General features: G+C 72.1%; 15 protein-coding genes. 9 read left to right on the forward strand and 6 right to left on the reverse strand.

What is annotated here, in order from left to right:
* Nucleotides 1-36 precede the first annotated feature (36 nt).
* Together OHS17_RS31545 and OHS17_RS31550 are read right to left on the reverse strand one after the other, a co-directional pair.
* A complete protein-coding gene (locus OHS17_RS31545) occupies nucleotides 37-1,374 on the reverse strand; it encodes an SWIM zinc finger family protein (protein ID WP_330314939.1) in 1,338 nt (445 codons plus the stop codon).
* Nucleotides 1,371-4,259, reverse strand: coding sequence for a DEAD/DEAH box helicase (locus OHS17_RS31550; protein ID WP_330314940.1), 2,889 nt, complete (start codon nucleotides 4,257-4,259; stop codon nucleotides 1,371-1,373). Before OHS17_RS31550 ends, OHS17_RS31545 begins: the two co-directional genes overlap by 4 nt.
* Nucleotides 4,260-4,513: 254 nt before the next feature.
* Here OHS17_RS31550 and OHS17_RS31555 point away from each other — a divergent pair, with 254 nt between their 5' ends.
* From OHS17_RS31555 to OHS17_RS31565, 3 genes are all read left to right on the forward strand, one after another.
* Nucleotides 4,514-5,557: a fatty acid desaturase family protein gene (locus tag OHS17_RS31555; RefSeq protein WP_330314941.1), complete on the forward strand. Its 1,044-nt coding sequence runs from the start codon at nucleotides 4,514-4,516 to the stop codon at nucleotides 5,555-5,557.
* 103 nt (nucleotides 5,558-5,660) lie between these two features.
* Nucleotides 5,661-5,843, forward strand: coding sequence for a hypothetical protein (locus OHS17_RS31560; RefSeq protein ID WP_161212649.1), 183 nt, complete (start codon nucleotides 5,661-5,663; stop codon nucleotides 5,841-5,843).
* A gap of 28 nt (nucleotides 5,844-5,871) precedes the next feature.
* A complete protein-coding gene (locus OHS17_RS31565) occupies nucleotides 5,872-6,414 on the forward strand; it encodes an MOSC domain-containing protein (protein ID WP_330314942.1) in 543 nt (180 codons plus the stop codon).
* A 39-nt stretch (nucleotides 6,415-6,453) separates the two neighbouring features.
* On the opposite strand, the gene OHS17_RS31570 is transcribed toward OHS17_RS31565, so the two are convergent.
* A complete protein-coding gene (locus OHS17_RS31570) occupies nucleotides 6,454-7,407 on the reverse strand; it encodes a hypothetical protein (RefSeq protein WP_330314943.1) in 954 nt (317 codons plus the stop codon).
* A 97-nt stretch (nucleotides 7,408-7,504) separates the two neighbouring features.
* Nucleotides 7,505-7,813, reverse strand: coding sequence for a hypothetical protein (locus tag OHS17_RS31575; RefSeq protein WP_330314944.1), 309 nt, complete (start codon nucleotides 7,811-7,813; stop codon nucleotides 7,505-7,507).
* Nucleotides 7,814-7,931: 118 nt separating this feature from the next.
* Here OHS17_RS31575 and OHS17_RS31580 point away from each other — a divergent pair, with 118 nt between their 5' ends.
* Together OHS17_RS31580 and OHS17_RS31585 are read left to right on the forward strand one after the other, a co-directional pair.
* Nucleotides 7,932-8,816 (forward strand): oxygenase MpaB family protein, encoded by an 885-nt coding sequence (locus OHS17_RS31580; RefSeq protein WP_330314945.1) that lies wholly within the window; start codon nucleotides 7,932-7,934, stop codon nucleotides 8,814-8,816.
* 121 nt (nucleotides 8,817-8,937) lie between these two features.
* A complete protein-coding gene (locus OHS17_RS31585; RefSeq protein ID WP_330310650.1) occupies nucleotides 8,938-9,891 on the forward strand; it encodes an IS481 family transposase in 954 nt (317 codons plus the stop codon).
* Here OHS17_RS31585 and OHS17_RS31590 read toward each other — a convergent pair.
* Nucleotides 9,888-10,397: a MarR family winged helix-turn-helix transcriptional regulator gene (locus OHS17_RS31590; protein WP_330314946.1), complete on the reverse strand. Its 510-nt coding sequence runs from the start codon at nucleotides 10,395-10,397 to the stop codon at nucleotides 9,888-9,890. The two genes, OHS17_RS31585 and OHS17_RS31590, sit on opposite strands and share 4 nt — an antisense overlap.
* Nucleotides 10,398-10,488: 91 nt before the next feature.
* Between OHS17_RS31590 and OHS17_RS31595 the strand changes: the two genes are divergently transcribed.
* The gene (locus OHS17_RS31595) at nucleotides 10,489-12,600 is read left to right on the forward strand and encodes an MMPL family transporter (RefSeq protein WP_330314947.1); all 2,112 of its coding nucleotides are present in this window, start codon (nucleotides 10,489-10,491) and stop codon (nucleotides 12,598-12,600) included.
* 144 nt (nucleotides 12,601-12,744) lie between these two features.
* Here OHS17_RS31595 and OHS17_RS31600 read toward each other — a convergent pair whose 3' ends face one another.
* Nucleotides 12,745-13,320, reverse strand: a complete 576-nt coding sequence (locus OHS17_RS31600) for a TerD family protein (protein WP_161210401.1) — start codon at nucleotides 13,318-13,320, stop codon at nucleotides 12,745-12,747.
* 380 nt (nucleotides 13,321-13,700) lie between these two features.
* Here OHS17_RS31600 and OHS17_RS31605 point away from each other — a divergent pair, with 380 nt between their 5' ends.
* From OHS17_RS31605 to OHS17_RS31615, 3 genes are all read left to right on the forward strand, one after another.
* On the forward strand, nucleotides 13,701-15,164 hold the full coding sequence (locus OHS17_RS31605) for an LCP family protein (protein WP_443066156.1): 1,464 nt from the start codon (nucleotides 13,701-13,703) through the stop codon (nucleotides 15,162-15,164).
* Nucleotides 15,165-15,282: 118 nt separating this feature from the next.
* Nucleotides 15,283-15,696 (forward strand): roadblock/LC7 domain-containing protein, encoded by a 414-nt coding sequence (locus OHS17_RS31610; protein WP_018105008.1) that lies wholly within the window; start codon nucleotides 15,283-15,285, stop codon nucleotides 15,694-15,696.
* A gap of 122 nt (nucleotides 15,697-15,818) precedes the next feature.
* A complete protein-coding gene (locus tag OHS17_RS31615; RefSeq protein ID WP_383168545.1) occupies nucleotides 15,819-17,093 on the forward strand; it encodes a DUF6397 family protein in 1,275 nt (424 codons plus the stop codon).
* The last annotated feature ends 3 nt before the right edge of the window (nucleotides 17,094-17,096 follow it).

Raw genomic sequence — 17,096 nt, forward strand, 5'->3', positions numbered from 1 at the left:
TCATACAAGGGGTGTTCAGGCGGAGCCGACCCGTCGTCAGACGCCTTGCGCCTCCGCCCAGGCGGCCGCCGGGTCGTCATCGGACGGCCCCGCCGGGAACCACTGACCGTTCTCCTTCCGGTACGGATACCAGCGCCCGTCCGGTCCGTAGCGGAGTTGGAGGCCGCCGTCCGCCGACGTCCAGCGGTTGCGCTCGGCCCGCAGCCGGGGCGCCTCGTCCTCCTCCCACGCCTCGGCCAGCCGGGTCCTGGCCCGGGCCAGCGCCTCGCCGTCCAGGGGCCGGTCCTCGTCGAGCACGGCGAGCGCGGTCGCCCCACCGTACCGCCAGGCCGCGGCCGCGGCGGGGAGCCCGGCGCGCGTCCTTCCCGCGCCGCTCGCAAGCCGGTGGACGATCCACGGCTCCGGGCGCGCGTCGGCCGCCAGCCTGACCGCGTCCTGGCGCACCGTCAGCGCCTCGGGCACCGGGCGCCCTTCATGACCGGGCGTCAGGGCGTCGGCGAACATCCGGTACGCCCGGGCCGCCGCGTCCCGCGCCAGCATCTCCAGCGCCGTCGGGTCCACCCCCGCCTCCGGGTCGGTCTCCGTGTCGAGCGAGGGGGCGGCGCCGGGCTCCCCGGGAAGCTCGGGAGGTGCCGGAAGTGCGGGCAGGATGGAGCCGGCGGCGTACGCCTGCTCCGCCGGTACGCCGGACACGCCCGGGTCCGGCACCGGCTCCTCGGCCTCGGCCGTGGCGTCCGGGGCACCGGCCGTCGCCGCGATCCGCTCCTGGAGCCCGTCCAGCAGCATCCGTTCGCCGCGCCCCCGCATCAGCAGCAGCACGAACGGGTCCTGGTCCAGGAGCCGCGCCACCTGGTAGCAGAGCGCGGCGGTGTGCGGGCAGTGGTCCCACGCCTCGCATGTGCACCGCGGTTCCAGGTCGCCGATCCCCGGGAGCAGATCCATCCCGGCCGCCGAGGCGTCCTCGACCAGGTGCGGAGGCATCTCGCGGTCGAGCAGCGCCGCGATGTGCCCCGTCCGCTCGGTCGCCATGCCGAGGAAACGGTCCCACTCCTGCTCGTCCAGCTCCTGGAGCAGCACATCGCTGCGATACGTACTGCCGTCCCGCTCACGCACCACCGCCGTGATCCGGCCCGGCCGTACGGACACGGCGCCGACCCCGCCCTCCCGTGCCACACGGCGCCCCGCCTTCAGCTGCCGCAGGTCCAGAGCGGTGTCCTCCAGCGCCTTGAGCCACGCCTTTCCCCACCAGGAGGCGGCGAAACCGCGGCCGGGCGCCGGGGGCAGGGCGGCGAAGGTGCGCTCCTGCGCGGCCACCCCGTCCTCCCGCCCGTCGCCACCGTCGGTGAACTCCTCGGCCTCGTATCCGTCGCTCATCGCGTCCCCCCTCGAAGCTCCACCAGATCGGCCAGTTCCGCGTCGCTGAGCTCCGTCAGGGCGCTCTCCCCGGACCCCAGCACCGCGTCGGCCAGCCCCTGCTTGCGGGCGAGCATGTCCGCGATCCGGTCCTCGATCGTCCCCTCGGCGATCAGCCGGTGGACCTGCACCGGCTGGGTCTGCCCGATCCGGTACGCGCGGTCGGTGGCCTGCGCCTCGACCGCCGGGTTCCACCAGCGGTCGAAGTGCACCACGTGACCGGCCCTCGTCAGGTTGAGACCCGTGCCCGCGGCCTTCAATGACAACAGGAACACCGGTGCCTCGCCCGCCTGGAACCGGTTCACCATCTCCTCCCGCGCGGCGACCGGAGTGCCGCCGTGCAGGAACTGCGTGCCGATGCCGCGTGCCGCCAGGTGCCGTTCGAGGAGCCGGGCCATTCCGACGTACTGCGTGAACACCAGCACCCCGGCGCCCTCCGCCACGATGGTGTCCAGGAGTTCGTCCAGCAGTTCCAGCTTCCCCGAGCGGCCGGCGATGCGCGGCTCGTCCTCCTTGAGGTACTGCGCCGGGTGGTTGCAGATCTGCTTGAGCGAGGTCAGCAGCTTCACCACGAGACCGCGCCTTGACATGCCGTCGGCCTCCGCGATCGCCGCCAGCGTCTCCCGCACCACCGCCTCGTACAGCCCCGCCTGTTCGGGCGTCAGTGACACCGCGCGGTCCGTCTCCGTCTTCGGCGGCAGCTCCGGAGCGATGCCGGGATCCGACTTGCGCCGGCGCAGCAGGAACGGCCGCACCAGCGCGCCCAGCCGCTCGGCCGCCGCCGGGTCCCCGCCCTCCACCGCCCGCGCGTACCGGGTGCGGAACGTGCCGAGCCGCCCCAGCAGCCCCGGTGTCGTCCAGTCGAGGATCGCCCACAGCTCGGAGAGGTTGTTCTCCACCGGGGTGCCGGTCAGCGCCACCCGCGCCCCGGCGCCGATGGTGCGCAGCGCGCGGGCCGTCGCCGAGTACGGGTTCTTCACATGCTGCGCCTCGTCCGCGACGACCATGCCCCACCGCGCCGAGGCGAGCCTCGGCGCGTCCAGCCGCATCGTCCCGTACGTGGTGAGCACGAACCCGTTCTCCGGCAGGTCGTCCAGGGTGCGGGACGCGCCGTGGAAGCGGCGGACCGGGGTGCCGGGGGCGAACTTCTCGATCTCGCGCTGCCAGTTGCCCATCAGCGAGGTCGGGCAGACCACGAGCGTCGGCCCGGCGCCCCCTTCCAGGGTCTGGCGGTGCAGGTGCAGCGCGATCAGGGTGATGGTCTTGCCGAGCCCCATGTCGTCGGCGAGGCAGCCGCCCAGCCCGAGCGAGGTCATGGTGTGCAGCCAGTTCAGACCCCGGAGCTGATAGTCCCGCAGCGTGGCGGTGAGCGCCGCCGGCTGACCGACCGCCGGCTCCCCGTCCCCGTCCTGCCGGGCCGGGTCGGCGACGCGCTCGCGCAGCCGCTCCAGCCAGCCGGTGGCCCGGACCTCGACCCGCCGGCCGTCCACCTCGGCGGAACCGGTCAGCGCCGCGCCCAGCGCGTCGATCGGGGTGACCTTGCGGTCCTGCGTCTCCCGGGCCCGCCGCGCCTCGTCGGGATCGATGAGCACCCACTGGTCGCGCAGCCGCACCAGCGGTCGGCCCGCCTCGGCCAGCCGGTCCAGCTCCTCTCGGCTCAGCTGCTGGTCGCCCAGGGCGAACCACCAGTTGAAGGTCAGCAGGGCGTCGGGCGACAACAGCGGCGCGGCGTCCGACGCGGTCCGCGCGAGATCCCGGGGCGCGCCGCCCTCCGGCTCGTCGCCGTCCGGTCCGATCACCGCGCGCGCCGTGAGCCTGCGGGCGCTCAACTCCTTGGGCCAGTGGACCTGGACGCCCGTCGCGGCGAGCGCCCGCGCGGCGGGTCCGAGGAGTTCGGTGATCTCCTCGTCGGCCGGTTCCACCGCGTCCGGCACGGCCGCTGAGAGCAGCGGGGTGAGCGTCGGCCAGGCGCGGGCGGCCCGGCGCAGCATCAGCAGGGTGTCCATCCGGGCGCGCGGCCCGAACGCCTCCGCTGCCGGGCCACCGCCCGCCCACACCTCGGCGGCATCGGCGACCACGGCCGGATCGCTGACGCTGTGGATCTGCGGCACCACGCGGAACGAAGGCCCGGTTCCCGGTCCGTCGCCCCCTTCGAGCCCCGCCACCTCCACGCGCAGCGACAGCCGGACGCCCGCGTCGTGCCCGGCCGCCACATCGGCGGCCCAGGCGCGGTGCCCGGGCAGGCGCTGTGGCTCCCACGCGGTGAACGCCGGCCCGCCCGCGGCGAGCGGTGCGGCGGGGGTCCGGGGCAGGGAGTCGGCGACCGCGTCGAGGAACGCCCGTACATGGCGCTCCGGTTCGGGCAGCAGGAGCGGCCGGGCAGCCGCGTCGACGGGCACGGCGTGGGCGGTGGGCGGCATGGAGGCGGCCAGGGTGCGGACGCGCATCAGGTCGTCGGCGGTCAGCGGCCCGGACCGCCAGCTGTCGTGGTCCGTCGCGCTCAGCCCCGGAAGGAGCAGGCCCCGGGCGGCGAACTGCAGGGCGAGCAGCCCCGCCGCGCCCCAGAACGCCACGGCCGCCGAGGCGTGCGCCGCCGACCGCGCGCGCGTGAGGACGGGGAGCCCGTCGGCTACGGACAGGAGGCGCGCCGGCACCTCGTACGGCAGGGCGTCGGGGCCCGCGACCGTCAGCGTGCCGGTCTCGCCGGGGCCGTCGGGCGGGCTGCTGCCGTCGGGGTGCCAGAAGGCGAGGCGGCCGGTGCGGGAGGGATCCGAGGGCAGGAAGACCACCGAACAGCCGGCGAGCGCGGAGATTTCGGAGAGGGAAGCGGAGGAGGGGCGGTGCACAGCGATGTCAGAGTCCTCAAATTTGACTAGCCGACCGAGGTCGCCGAGGGTACCCCAACATCCGCATCCTGGGACCGTCGATGCGTGTGAGGTGTGCCACGCGGCGGTTAGGGGCGTAGTTGCGCGGTGCAGTCGGCCCCCCACTCAGAGAGGGTGCTGGCACCACCATGCCCCGGGTGGTGGCGCCATGGCTCCGAGCACCCCGCGAACCGTACGTTTCCTGAGGTCGGAGCGGATTCGAGACCGGAGACACCATGCCCCAGGCCACCCTTGCCGCAGCGGAACCCACGCGTGACGGCGCCCGAAGCCCAGGAAGCGACTTCGCGCCCCTGCTGCGCGACGTCAAGGCGCAAGGACTCCTCGAACGGCGCACCGGCTGGTACGCCGCAGGCATCACCGTCAACCTCCTCGCCCTGGCCGCCGTGGTCACCGGCATCGTCCTCCTGGGCAACACCTGGTGGGTGCTGCCGCTCGCCCTGCCCCTGGCGCTCCTCTGGGCCCGTACCTCATTCGTGGGGCACGACGCGGGGCACGCCCAGATAACCGGAAACCGGAAGGTGAGCCGTGCGCTCGGCCTCTTCCACGGCAACCTGCTGCTCGGCATGAATGAGGCGTGGTGGAACGACAAGCACGTACGCCACCACGCCAACCCCAACCACATCGACAAGGACCCCGACGTCGGTGTGGGCGCCCTGGTGTGGACCCAGAAGCAGGCCGCCCAGCGCGAGGGCTTCGCCCGCTGGCTCACGCGTAACCAGGCCCGCCTCTTCTTCCCGATGCTGCTCCTGGAAGGCATCGCCCTCAAGGTCTCCGGCTTCCAGTACCTGAAGCAACAGTCCCCGCGCGAGCGCGCCCTGTCCGGATTCCTGCTGATCGCGCACCTCGGCCTCTACGCCACCCTGCTCCTCACCGTCATGTCCCCGGGGAAGGCGGTCGTCTTCGCGCTCGTGCACCACGCGCTTTTCGGACTCCACCTCGGCATGGCCTTCGCCCCGAACCACAAGGGCATGGAGATGCCCGACCCCGACGGGGACCGCTGGGACCACCTGCGGCGCCAGGTCCTCACCTCGCGCAACGTACGCGGATCGGCCCTCACCGACTGGTTCCTCGGCGGCCTCAACTACCAGATCGAGCACCACCTCTTCCCGAGCATGCCCCGGCCGCACCTCCGCCTGGCCCAGCCCATGGTCAAGGCCCACTGCGAGGCCGTCGGCCTGCCGTACGCGGAGACCGGACTGATCGAGTCCTACCGGCAGGCGCTCACCCATATGCACGAGGTCGGTGCGCCGCTGCGGTGACCGGCCGCTCCGCGTACGAGGGAGCGGGAATCAGGAACCGATGAGGGCGCGCGGACGTTCTCACCATCAGAGGCGGCCACGGGCCGCGGAGGAGGTACGGACGATGTCGAACAGCGCCAAGGTTGCCATCGGGGGAGTCGTCGTCGCGGTCGTCCTGATGCCCTTCATCGGGTTCTGGCTGTCCCTGCTCGTGCTCGTCGGGGTTCCCGCGCTCGCGTATCTCGCCCTGGACCCCGCCCAGCGCCGAAGGCTCCGTAGGATCACACGCAAGGAGATCGGCCGCTGAGGGCCGGGCGCTGAGAGGGGTATCCGCTGTGAGTGGCACCGTGACCGCCGTCAGCAGGAACGAGACCTACAGCTTCACCAAGCCGAACCGCGACAGCGTCACCCTGCTCGCCGGCCTCGGCGTGGAGGGCGATGTGCATGCGGGGGTCACGGTCAAGCACCGCTCCAGGGTCGCCCAGGACCCCACCCAGCCGAACCTGCGCCAGGTCCACCTCATCCATGAGGAGCTGTTCGAGGAGGTCCGTGCGCTGGGCTTCGAGGTGGCGCCCGGCGACATCGGGGAGAACATAACGACCCGGGGGATCGATCTGCTGTCCCTGCCCGTCGGCACCCTGCTGCATCTCGGTGAGGAAGCCGTTGTCGAGGTGACCGGGCTGCGCAATCCGTGCATGCAGATCGAAGACTTCCAGGGCGGCCTCCTCAAGCAGGTCGTCGGCCGCGACGAGGCGGGCAACATCGTCCGCAAGGCCGGCATCATGAGCGTCGTCACGGCCGGTGGTGTGGTCAGGCCGGGAGACCCGGTCAGGATCGAGCTCCCCGCCGAGCCGCACCGGCCGCTCGAACGCGTCTGACTCCTGTCCGGTCCCGTCGGCGGGTGTCCTCGCCGGTGGTCAGGACGGACGTACGGCTATCGCGTCCAGGGCCGTGAGGAGACCGGGCAGTTGGGGCCCGCGCCTCACGGGCAGGATCTCGCCCGGGACCTCGTCCAGGAGCATGAAGGCGATGTCGTCGGTCCTGGCCACCATCGACCAGCCGGGGCCGTCGGCCCGGATCATCCGGGCGTCCCCGGACGCGAACGAGGACCGGATGCGGCCCGGGGGCGGCGGATCGTCCAGATAGCCCCGTGCCTCGGCCAGGGCCCGCCGGATGCCGGGGTGCGGGCCGGCGACGGGTGACGGCGGTGCGTCGTCGTCAGGGGCGGGGTCGGCACCGGTCGCCTCGGTGCCGGGAGCGGCAGCTTCCGCGCCTTCGCTCACGGCCTCCGCGTCGTCCCCCTCCGCAGCCGCCCCGGCCGTCCCGCTCTCCGGGGCGGAGTCCGTCGCGTCGTCCATCTGCGCGCGCCAGGCGGCCCACTGCGAGGCGATGGCGTCCGCGCCCAGGCGGCGCTGGGCGGGCCCCCACACCTCGGTGTCGGGCGGCGACAGGGGGGCAGGCGCCTCCCCGTTCGCCTCCGGGTCGGGCTCCGGGTCGTGCGGGGCGGGAACCCCGGGCGCGGCGACGGCCACGGCGAGCGGCCAGCCGGGCAGCGCGCAGACCACCGAGCCGTCGTCCGGCGACAGGTCGTACTCCATGCCGCAGTCCCACGAGGCGATCGCCACCGCGACCAGGGACACGTCGTCCACGACGACGGTCCACCGGGCGCCGTCGGAGTCCTGGCCCAGGACCAGCCCGTACCCCTCGGCGTACGGTTCGAGGCCCAGCGCCGCGCACGCCGCCGGATAGTCGTCGCCGAGCACGCTGGGGAACTGCGCGGGCGTCAGCAGGATCGCGGTCAGCACATACAGCGCGTCGTCGTCGGCGACCGCCTCGTCCGTCCCGGTCACTGCGTTCTCCTCGTCCGTCATGGATTCCGTCGGCGCACCCTAACCAGTGGGTAACCCCGCCGTCGAGGCCCTGACAAGGACGGATGTCCCACGAGCGCGTTCCCCGCGCCCACCCGGATCAGGCGTCGGACAGGCCGAGCAGTTCCCGCGCCACCACCTGCGGTGATTCGTTCCGTTCACGGGCCAGCGCGATCACCGCCCGGCAGGCCAGCTCGCTGACGCCGAAGGAGAGCTGCTCCGGCGAGACCCAGCCGCTCGCTTCGTCCATCCGCTCCTCGTCGTCCTCGGCCGACGCCGCGACGTAGACGGCCGCCGCCTCGAACAGGTTGTGCTGCCTGCGCCCGGCCGCCGCGGGGACCGCCGCCGGGCGGTCGGCCTTGCGGCCCGTGGTCACGGCTCTGCGCAGGACACCGAATATCGCGGCCATGGGAAACCCCGCCTTTCATCCATACGTCAACACGTCAACGCGCGTGCGTCGCGCGTACTCACCGTCTTGCCCCCGGACGTAGGCTGGGACACTCGACCTGGACAAGGGGGACGGTGCGGTGAAGCGTTACGACCGCCTGAAGGAGATCCAACGCCTCGATCCCGAGCGGGACTTCCTGGAGATCTACCGGATCACCGTCACCCACGAGTTCCCCTGGGACGTCACCCGCGCCCTCGAACTCGCCCTCTACCGCACCTATGCCGTCCCCAGCATCGGCCGTCTCCTCGCCGAGACAGCGGAACTGACGGACCGTACGCAGAAGCGGTACGACGACACCGCGCTCCTCCTGGACACCGTCGTGGAGCACGGCTTCGACAGCGATCCGGGGCGCACCGCCCTCCGCCGGATCAACCGGATGCACGCCGCGTACGACATCAGCAACGACGACATGCGCTACGTCCTGTGCACCTTCGTCGTCACCCCGAAGCGGTGGCTCGACGCGTACGGCTGGCGTCGGCTCTGCGACCACGAGCTGCGCGCGTTCGCCGCGTACTACCGGATGCTCGGCACTCGTATGGGGATCAAGGACCTGCCGCAGACGTACGAGGACTTCGAGCGCACCCTCGACACCTACGAGGACGCGCACTTCGGCTGGGACGAGGGCGCGCGCTCGGTCTCCGACGCCACACTGGACCTGATGGCCTCCTGGTACCCCCGCCCCCTCGCACCGCTCGTACGCGGCGCGAGCCTCGCCCTCCTGGACGACTCGCTGCTGCGCGCCTTCCGCTACGAGCGCCCGGCGCCCCTGGCCCGCGGCCTCACCCGGGGCGCGCTGCGGCTGCGCGCCCGCGCCGTACGCCTCCTGCCCCCGCGCACCACACCGCACTACGCACGGCAGAACCCCGAGATCAAGGGCTACCCGGACGGGTACGAGGTGGCGGCCCTGGGAACGTTCCCCACCCCCGGAGTGCGCGGCTGCCCGGTCCGTGACCTCGCGCCCTAAGTGTTCTGTCCTGGGAGGTTGTGGACGGGTGAGCCAGGTCTCGGCTGAGGGATCTTGAAGCAGGTGAGGGCCTTCCGGTTCGGTGTGGATTGCGATGTCAACACCTGACCGAAAGGCCCTCGTGCCCCACCGTAATGCACCCCTGACCGAGACTGGACGCCTGCGCCTGGCCCGCTGTGTGGTCGAGGAGGGCTGGCCGCTGCGCCGAGCCGCCGAACGCTTCCAGGTCTCACCAACCACAGCCCAGCGCTGGGCCGGCCGCTACCGGCACCTCGGTGAAGCGGGCATGACCGACCGCTCCTCGCGTCCTCGTCACAGTCCCGGGCGGACCCCGACCCGCACCGAGCGGCGCATCATCAAAGTTCGTGTCCTACGGCGCTGGGGCCCGGCCCGCATCGCCCACCACCTGCGACTGGTGCCCTCGACCGTGCACCGGGTCCTCACCCGGTTCGGGCTCGCCCGTCTAACCCATCTGGACCGTGCGACCGGCCGGAACATACGCCGCTACGAACGCGAGAAGCCCGGCGAACTGGTGCACGTGGACATCAAGAAGCTCGGCAACATCCCCGACGGCGGCGGCCACAAGGTGCTGGGCCGCCAGGCCGGCCGCAAGACCCGCAAGAGCGCCGGCTACAGCTACATCCACACCGCCGTCGACGACCACTCCCGCCTCGCCTACAGCGAGATCCACACCAACGAGAAGAAGGAGACCGCCACCGCCTTCTGGCAGCGGGCCCACGCCTACTTCACCAGCGCAGGCATCACCGTCGAACGCGTCCTGACCGACAACGGCTCCTGCTACAAGTCCCACACCTGGCGCGACACCCTGGCAGCGGCCGGGATCACCCACAAGCGAACCCGCCCCTACCGGCCGCAGACCAACGGCAAGGTCGAACGCCTCAACCGCACCCTGCTCGACGAGTGGGCCTACGCCCGCCCCTACCAATCAGAGCAGGAACGACGCGACGCGTTCCCCGGCTGGCTGCACACCTACAATCACCACCGCGGACACACCGCGCTCGCAGGCAAGCCACCCGCCAGCCGCGTCCCCAACCTCACAGGGCAATACACCTAAGCCCCTGGATCGGTGCGGCGCAGCTGCGCCAGCTCCTCGTTCATCGCGTGCAGAAAACGGATCACGACACGGAGCTCGTCGTCGGCGAACCGCCTGCGCGCCGCTTCCGTGCCCGCCGCCAGCGGCTTGAAGAAGTCACGGGCCACATGTTTCGCGGCGGCCGCGTAGTGAAGATGCACCACACGCCGGTCGCTGCTGTCCCGGACCCGCCGGATGTGTCCCGCGCGTTCCAGCCGGTCCAGACACGCGGTCACCGCCCCCGAGGTGAGGTCCAGCTGCTCACGCAGCCGCCCCGGTGTCATGGCGCGGCCGTCCTCGCCCCGGTCCGCGTCGAGGATGGCGACGAGGGCCTGCATATCCGTCGGGTGCAGCCCCTGGGCATGGGCGAATTCATGTGCGATGCGGTTGAACTCGCCGTTCATGCGGCGCAGCAGCACAGCGAACGACTGGAGGCTCGTGGGCCCGTCGTCCGTGCCCCTGTCCGGGCTCTCGTCTGTGGTGCGCATGGCTCTACAGTAATATCTCTTGATCATTGAGATAATGAATGACCGAGAGACTTCGGGCCATGTGTGTCATGTGTCGATCCCTGAGGAAGCAATGAAGCCCCCACCGAGGCACCGCGTCGTCCGCTGGCTCGTCCCCGTAGCGCTGCTTGTCGTCTGGCTCGGAATCGGCGGGACGCTCGGCCCGTACGCCGGAAAGCTCGGCGAGGTGGCCACCAACGACCGGGCGGCGTTCCTGCCGCGCAGCGCCGAGTCGACCCAGGTCGCGGACGAGCAGAAGGCGTTCCAGCGGTCCGGGACCGTGCCCGCGATCGTCGTCTGGACCGGCGACGACGGGGGACTCCCGGACGGTGCCCGCGCGTCCGCGACCCGTGCGCTGGCCTCCCTGGCCGAGAAGCCCGGTGTGGTCGGCACACCGTCACCCGCGCTGCCGTCCGAGGACGGCGAGGCGCTGTCGGGCGTCGTGCAGCTGCGCTCCGACCTCGGCGACGCGCTCCCGGACACCCTGGACCGGGTGCGCGACGCCGCCGGTTCGGTGGCGGGCACGAGAGCCGAGATCGCCGGACCCGCGGCCACCCAGGCCGACCTCAAGGACGCGTTCGCCGGGATCGACGGACTCCTGCTGGGGGTGGCGCTCGCCGCCGTCCTCGTGATCCTGCTGCTGGTCTACCGCAGTGTGCTGCTGCCCTTCCTGATCATCATCAGCGCCGTCTTCGCCCTCGCGCTGGCCTGCGCCATCGTCTACGTCCTCGCGGACCACGACGTCGTCCTCGTGGACGGCCAGGTCCAGGGCATCCTGTCGATCCTGGTGATCGGCGCGGCCACCGACTACGCGCTCCTGCTGACCGCGCGCTTCCGGGAGGAGCTGGCGGTCCACGGAGAGCGGACGACAGCCGCCCGCGCGGCCCTCCGCCGCTCCTTCGGCGCCATCGTCGCGAGCGCCGCCACGGTGGCGCTCGGGCTGCTCGCGCTGCTGCTCAGCGACCTGACGAACAACCGGGCGCTGGGGCCCGTCGGCGCGATCGGCATCGTCTGCGCGGTGCTCAGCACGATGACCTTCCTGCCCGCCGTGCTGGTGCTGTGCGGGCGGGCGGCCTACTGGCCGGCCAAGCCGCGCCCCGTGGACGAGGCGACCGGCGGGCACGGGATCTGGCGGCGGGTCGCCGCGCGCGTCGACGGGTCCCCGCGCAAGGTGTGGCTGTCCTGCGCGGTCCTGCTGCTCGCCTGCGCCGCGTTCGCCCCCACCCTGAAGTCCCACGGCGTTCCGCTGGACGAGATCTTCGTGAACGACGCCCCCTCCGTCTCCGCCCAGGCCACGCTGAGCAAGCACTTCCCGGGCGGCTCCGGAAACCCGGCCGTCGTCATCGCCGAAGCGGACAGCGCCGACGAGGTGACCGAGGCCGCCGAGGCCACACCCGGGGTGGCCTCCGCCGCGCCCGTCACGGCCTCGGGCCGGCCGGGCGGCGGCAAGCCGCTCGTGGTCGACGGCCGGGTCCGCGTCGACGTCACCCTGAAGGACGCGGCGGACAGCGACGCGGCGACGGAGACCGTCAAGCGTCTGCGTACCGCCGTCCATGCCGTACCCGGCGCGGACGCGCTCGTCGGCGGCTACACCGCACAGCAGTACGACACCCAGCGCACGGCCGAGCGCGACCGGAACATCATCGTTCCGGTGGTGCTCGTCATCATCCTGCTGATCCTGATGGGTCTGCTGCGGGCGGTCCTGGTGCCGGTGCTGCTGGTGGCCACCGTCGGACTCAACTTCCTGGCGACCCTCGGCGTCTCGGCCCTGGTCTTCAAGCACGCCTTCGGCTTCAGCGGCACGGACGCCTCGGTGCCCCTGTACGGATTCGTGTTCCTGGTGGCCCTCGGCGTCGACTACAACATCTTCCTGATGTCACGGGTCCGCGAGGAGGCGCTGGAACACGGAGCGCGTCAGGGCATGCTGAGGGGCCTGGTGAGCACCGGCGGCGTCATCACCTCGGCGGGCGTGGTGCTGGCGGCCACCTTCGCCGCGCTGATCGTGATCCCGCTCGCCTTCCTCGCGCAGATCGCGTTCATCGTGGCCTTCGGCGTCCTGCTGGACACGCTGGTGGTGCGGTCGCTGCTGGCCCCCGCGCTGGTCGTGGACATCGGGCCCAGGGCGTGGTGGCCGAGCGCCATCAGCCGTACCGCGCGCGAAGGGGAGCCGTCGCACTCCGGCTGACGGCCGCCCGGACGGAGCCGGCCCGGCCACCGCTGACGCGGAGCCGGCCCGGCCACCGCTGACGCGGAGCCGGCCCGGCCACCGCTGACGCGGAGCCGGCCCGGCCACCGCTGACGCGGAGCCGGGCCGGTGGGGCGGTCGCCCTCAGACGTTCACGCCGAAGTCCTTCGCGATACCCGCCAGGCCGGAGGCGTACCCCTGGCCGACCGCACGGAACTTCCATTCGCCGCCGTGCCGGTACAGCTCACCGAACACCATCGCGGTCTCCGTCGAAGCGTCCTCGCTGAGGTCGTACCGGGCGAGCTCCACACCGTTGGCCTGGTTCACGACGCGGATGAACGCGTTGCGCACCTGGCCGAAACTCTGCCCCCGGCTCTGCGCGTCATGGATGGAGACCGGGAAGACTATCTTCGCGATGTCGGCGGGGACCGCCGAGAGGTTCACGTTGATGGACTCGTCGTCGCCCTCGCCCTCACCTGTCAGGTTGTCCCCGGTGTGCTGGACGGAACCGTCCGGGCTGTTGAGGTTGTTGTAGAAGACGAAGTGCAGGTCGGAGACCACCTTTCCGTGATCCGCGCACAGCAGCGCACTGGCGTCGAGGTCGTAGTCGGCCCCCGTCGTCGTGCGTACGTCCCAGCCCAGGCCGACCGTCACCGCGGTCAGGCCGGGCGCCTCCTTCGACAAGGAGACGTTGCCGCCCTTGGCCAGGGTCACACCCATGAACTTCCTCCAATGATCCAGTGGTTCACCGACCGCGTCCCGCACGTTCCAGCGGGCCGCGGTCCGGCCGTCGCCCGGAACGGACGGCGGCTGTCCCTCACTCTTCAGGAAACGCGAGGATTTGCCCAGGGCGTGGGTGGCGTCCTGCCCGATTCATCGCGGGGCGGGCGGGGAAGACGCCCTTCGACCCACTGGCCTCCGGCGTCTTCCGGTCAATGTTTCCTGTGACCCTGTGGGGAGAGGGGTTCGGACTGACGATGGTCAGGTCCGGGGCGCACGAAGTCATCGCACGTCACGACCAGAAAACCGCACAACTGCACGACCGTACGGGAGCCGCCGGGAGGTGGCCCCGCGCGGCAGCCGTACGAACGGGGTGGCCCATGGCAAGCAGGAACAGAGCGACAGGGACGGGGAGGAGGGGGAGCCGACTGCGCCGGACGGCCGTGTCCGCGCTGTCCTTCCTCGTCCTGCTGGTCGCCGGGATCGGCTGGGGATATCTGAAACTCACCGGCAACATCGACACGTTCAGCGCCGACGGCATCTCCGGCGACCGGCCGCCCGGTTCCTCCGGGGGACAGAACGTCCTCGTCATCGGGTCGGACACCCGCTCGGGCAAGAACAAGGGGCTGGGCGGAGCCACCGGCGAGGTCGGCCGCTCGGACACCGTGCTCCTGCTGCATGTCTACGCCGATCGTAAACATGCCGTGGCCGTATCCGTACCCCGTGACGCCATGGTCGACATCCCGGCCTGCCGGAAGCCCGACGGCAGTTGGACCGCCCCTCGTCAGCACAGTCAGTTCAACGGGGCGTTCTCGGTGGGGGAGACCGTCGAGGGCAACCCGGCCTGTACCCAGAACACCGTCGAGCAGCTGACCGGACTGCGCGTCGACCACACCGTCGTCATCGACTTCGCGGGGTTCTCCGCGCTGACCTCGGCCGTCGGCGGCGTGCCGGTGTGCCTGCCGAACGACATCTATCAGCGCGACCTGAACCCCAAGCGCACGACCCGGGGCACCCTGGTCTTCGAGAAGGGTCCGCAGAAAGTCTCGGGCCAACGCGCCCTGGACTACGTACGGCTGCGCCACGGCATCGGTGACGGCTCCGACATAGGGCGGATCAAGCGGCAGCAGGCATTCGTCGCCTCCCTGGTCAAGAAGGTCAAGTCGCGCGGCATGAACCCCACGACCCTCCTGCCGCTCGCCGACGCCGCCACCGACGCGATGACCGTCGACCCCGGACTCGGCTCGGCCGACAAGCTGCTCTCCTTCGCCCTCTCGATGAAGAACATCGACCTGCACAACACCAAGTTCGTGACCGTTCCGTGGCGCTACGAGGGCGAGCGCGTCGCCGTCGTGGAGCCGGACGCCGACGCGCTGTGGGCCGCGCTGAAGGCCGACCGCCCCCTCGACGCCAAGGCGAGCAGCACCGCGTCCCCCAAGGCTTCACGGTCCCCCGTCTCCGGCAAGGGCATCCAGGTCGCCGTGTACAACGGCACCACGGTGCCCGGGCTCGCCGCCAAGGCGGCCGGGCTCCTGCGCGCACACGACTTCACCGTCACGAGCACGGCCACCGCGCAGGACCAGACGCGCACCGCGACCGTCGTCGCGTACGGCTCCGACCTGCGGGACGAGGCCCGCCGCACGGCCGGGCTCTTCCCCGGCGCACGGGTCACCGAGTCCGCCGACGCGGGGAGCGGCATCCAGGTCACCGTCGGAAAGGACTACGCGGACAACCCCTCGGCCGCACCCGACGGCGCGTCCGCCACGCCGGAGGTACCGGCGGCGATCGCCGACGAGGCCCGGTCGGCGGACGACGACCTGTGCGAGAACCTCTCCTACGGCTGAGTGGAGGTGGCCGCTTCCCGACCTGTGGCGGGAGCGGGGTGCTTGCCCGTACGTGACCCGTGCGCAAGGCTGGCCCACGAGCGAGGCACGGGGAACGCGTGAACGGGGAGGAAACAGAATGGCGATGGACAGGGGACTCGACTGGCTCCTGGACGACCTCACCAAGCGGGTGGCGCACATACGCCACGCCCTGGTGTTGTCGAACGACGGTCTGGTCACCGGTGCGAGCTCCGGGCTCGCCCGTGAGGACGCCGAACACCTGGCGGCCGTCTCGTCGGGGCTGCACAGCCTGGCCCGCGGTTCGGGCCGGCACTTCCGTGCCGGAAAGGCCCGGCAGACCATGGTGGAGTTCGACGAGGCACTGCTGTTCGTCACGGCGGCGGGGGAAGGCAGTTGTCTGTGCGTGCTGAGTGAGGCCGAGTCGGACGTCGGTCAGGTGGCGTACGAGATGACGCTGCTCGTCAACCGGGTGGGCCAGCACCTCGGCGTGGACTCACGGCAGGACGGGACCGGCGGAGTCAACCGGCTCTGACAAGCCCGACGCACTTCGGCCGCCGCCGGGTCCGTGGAGTTATCCACAGGCCCGGCGGCGGTTGTCTTTCCCGGACTACCCTGGTTGCAGAGAGTAATCGCGACTCGCGGGGGAGTGACGTCATGACGACGACGAAACAGCTGAAGAACACGGACTTCGGGGTCGATGGGGACTCCGGAGGGGTACCGGCGCCCAGCACCGTGCGTGACGAAGCCGGGTGCGCATTCGGTGCGGCCCGCGCCGCTACGGAACTCGGCCTCAAGCGGAACGAGTTCGACCTCGCCGTATACCTGGGAGCGGTTCGGGTGAGGACCGGACCGGACGGCCGGCCCAGGGCCGACCGCGAGGAGATCGACCGCCTGCGGGCCCAGGAAGGGTTCCCCGAAGCGCTGCGCGAACGGGTGCGCACGGTGGGGACCGCCGAGGGGGCCCAAGTGCTCGGGATCAGCCCGGTCCGGTTCGCCCGGCTCGCCCGGGCGGGATGCCTCACACCTGTCGCCTTCTACCTCAACCGGTACCGGGCGGTGGTGTGGGTCTATCTCGCCCAGGAGCTCGAAGCGTTGGCTTCCCGGTCGCCTGAGCTCCTGGTGGGCAACAGTCCGGCCTGGATGCGCGGCCGGCTGGACGCCGGGGCCGACTTGCGGCCGCGCAACTGGCGCTCCCGGCGGATCGAGCGCCTGCTCGCCCTCACCGACGACCCATGGGTGCGCGCGGCGATCGTCGCTCAGGGCCTGGATCCGGTCCAGCTGGCCGAGGTGGTGGACGACCCCTACGAGCGGGCCCACTTCGCCCGGGTCAGGCCGGAGGCGGTCTTCGGGCGACGAGGATCGACCGCCGGTCGCGAGGCGATGGAGCGGCTGATGCCCGCCGACGATCCGGACGAGATCCTGTGGCGCCGGATCAGCCTGATCGCGGAGTTGGACTCCGCCCGGGAGGCGCGTCCGGCGCCACGACCGGGGGAGGGGCCGGCGGATGCGGTGCTTGCTGGTCCGGCTGCCTCGGTGCCGCCGCCCCCTGCGCCCGACGGGGTGGGGGCGCCTGGCGAGCCTGCCATGCCCGGGCCTGAGCCTGCCGTGCCCGGGCCGGTGCCTGCCGGGTCCGGACTGGAGCCCGGCGAGCCGGGACCGGAGGCTCCAGGCTCGGGGGTCCGCCCTGTCGGGCATGCCCGCCCCGGGGGCGCCTTCCCCGGAGGCCCGCCCGGGTTGCTGGCCCGGCTGCGGGGGTGCGCGGCCCGGGGGTTGGGGCTCCGTCGCCCCCGGCACGGCGGGCTGCCGCGTACGGTGCGGCCCGGTGGGCGTCGGCGGGCCGGGGGCCGGGCCGGTGCGTACGCGGGGCGGGACGGCGGGCCCGGCTCGGGTGGCCGCCCGGGACGCGACGCGGCGGGGTGCTCCGGATAACCC

Origin of the sequence: Streptomyces sp. NBC_00523 (assembly GCF_036346615.1) — a bacterium.
Lineage (GTDB): Bacteria > Actinomycetota > Actinomycetes > Streptomycetales > Streptomycetaceae > Streptomyces.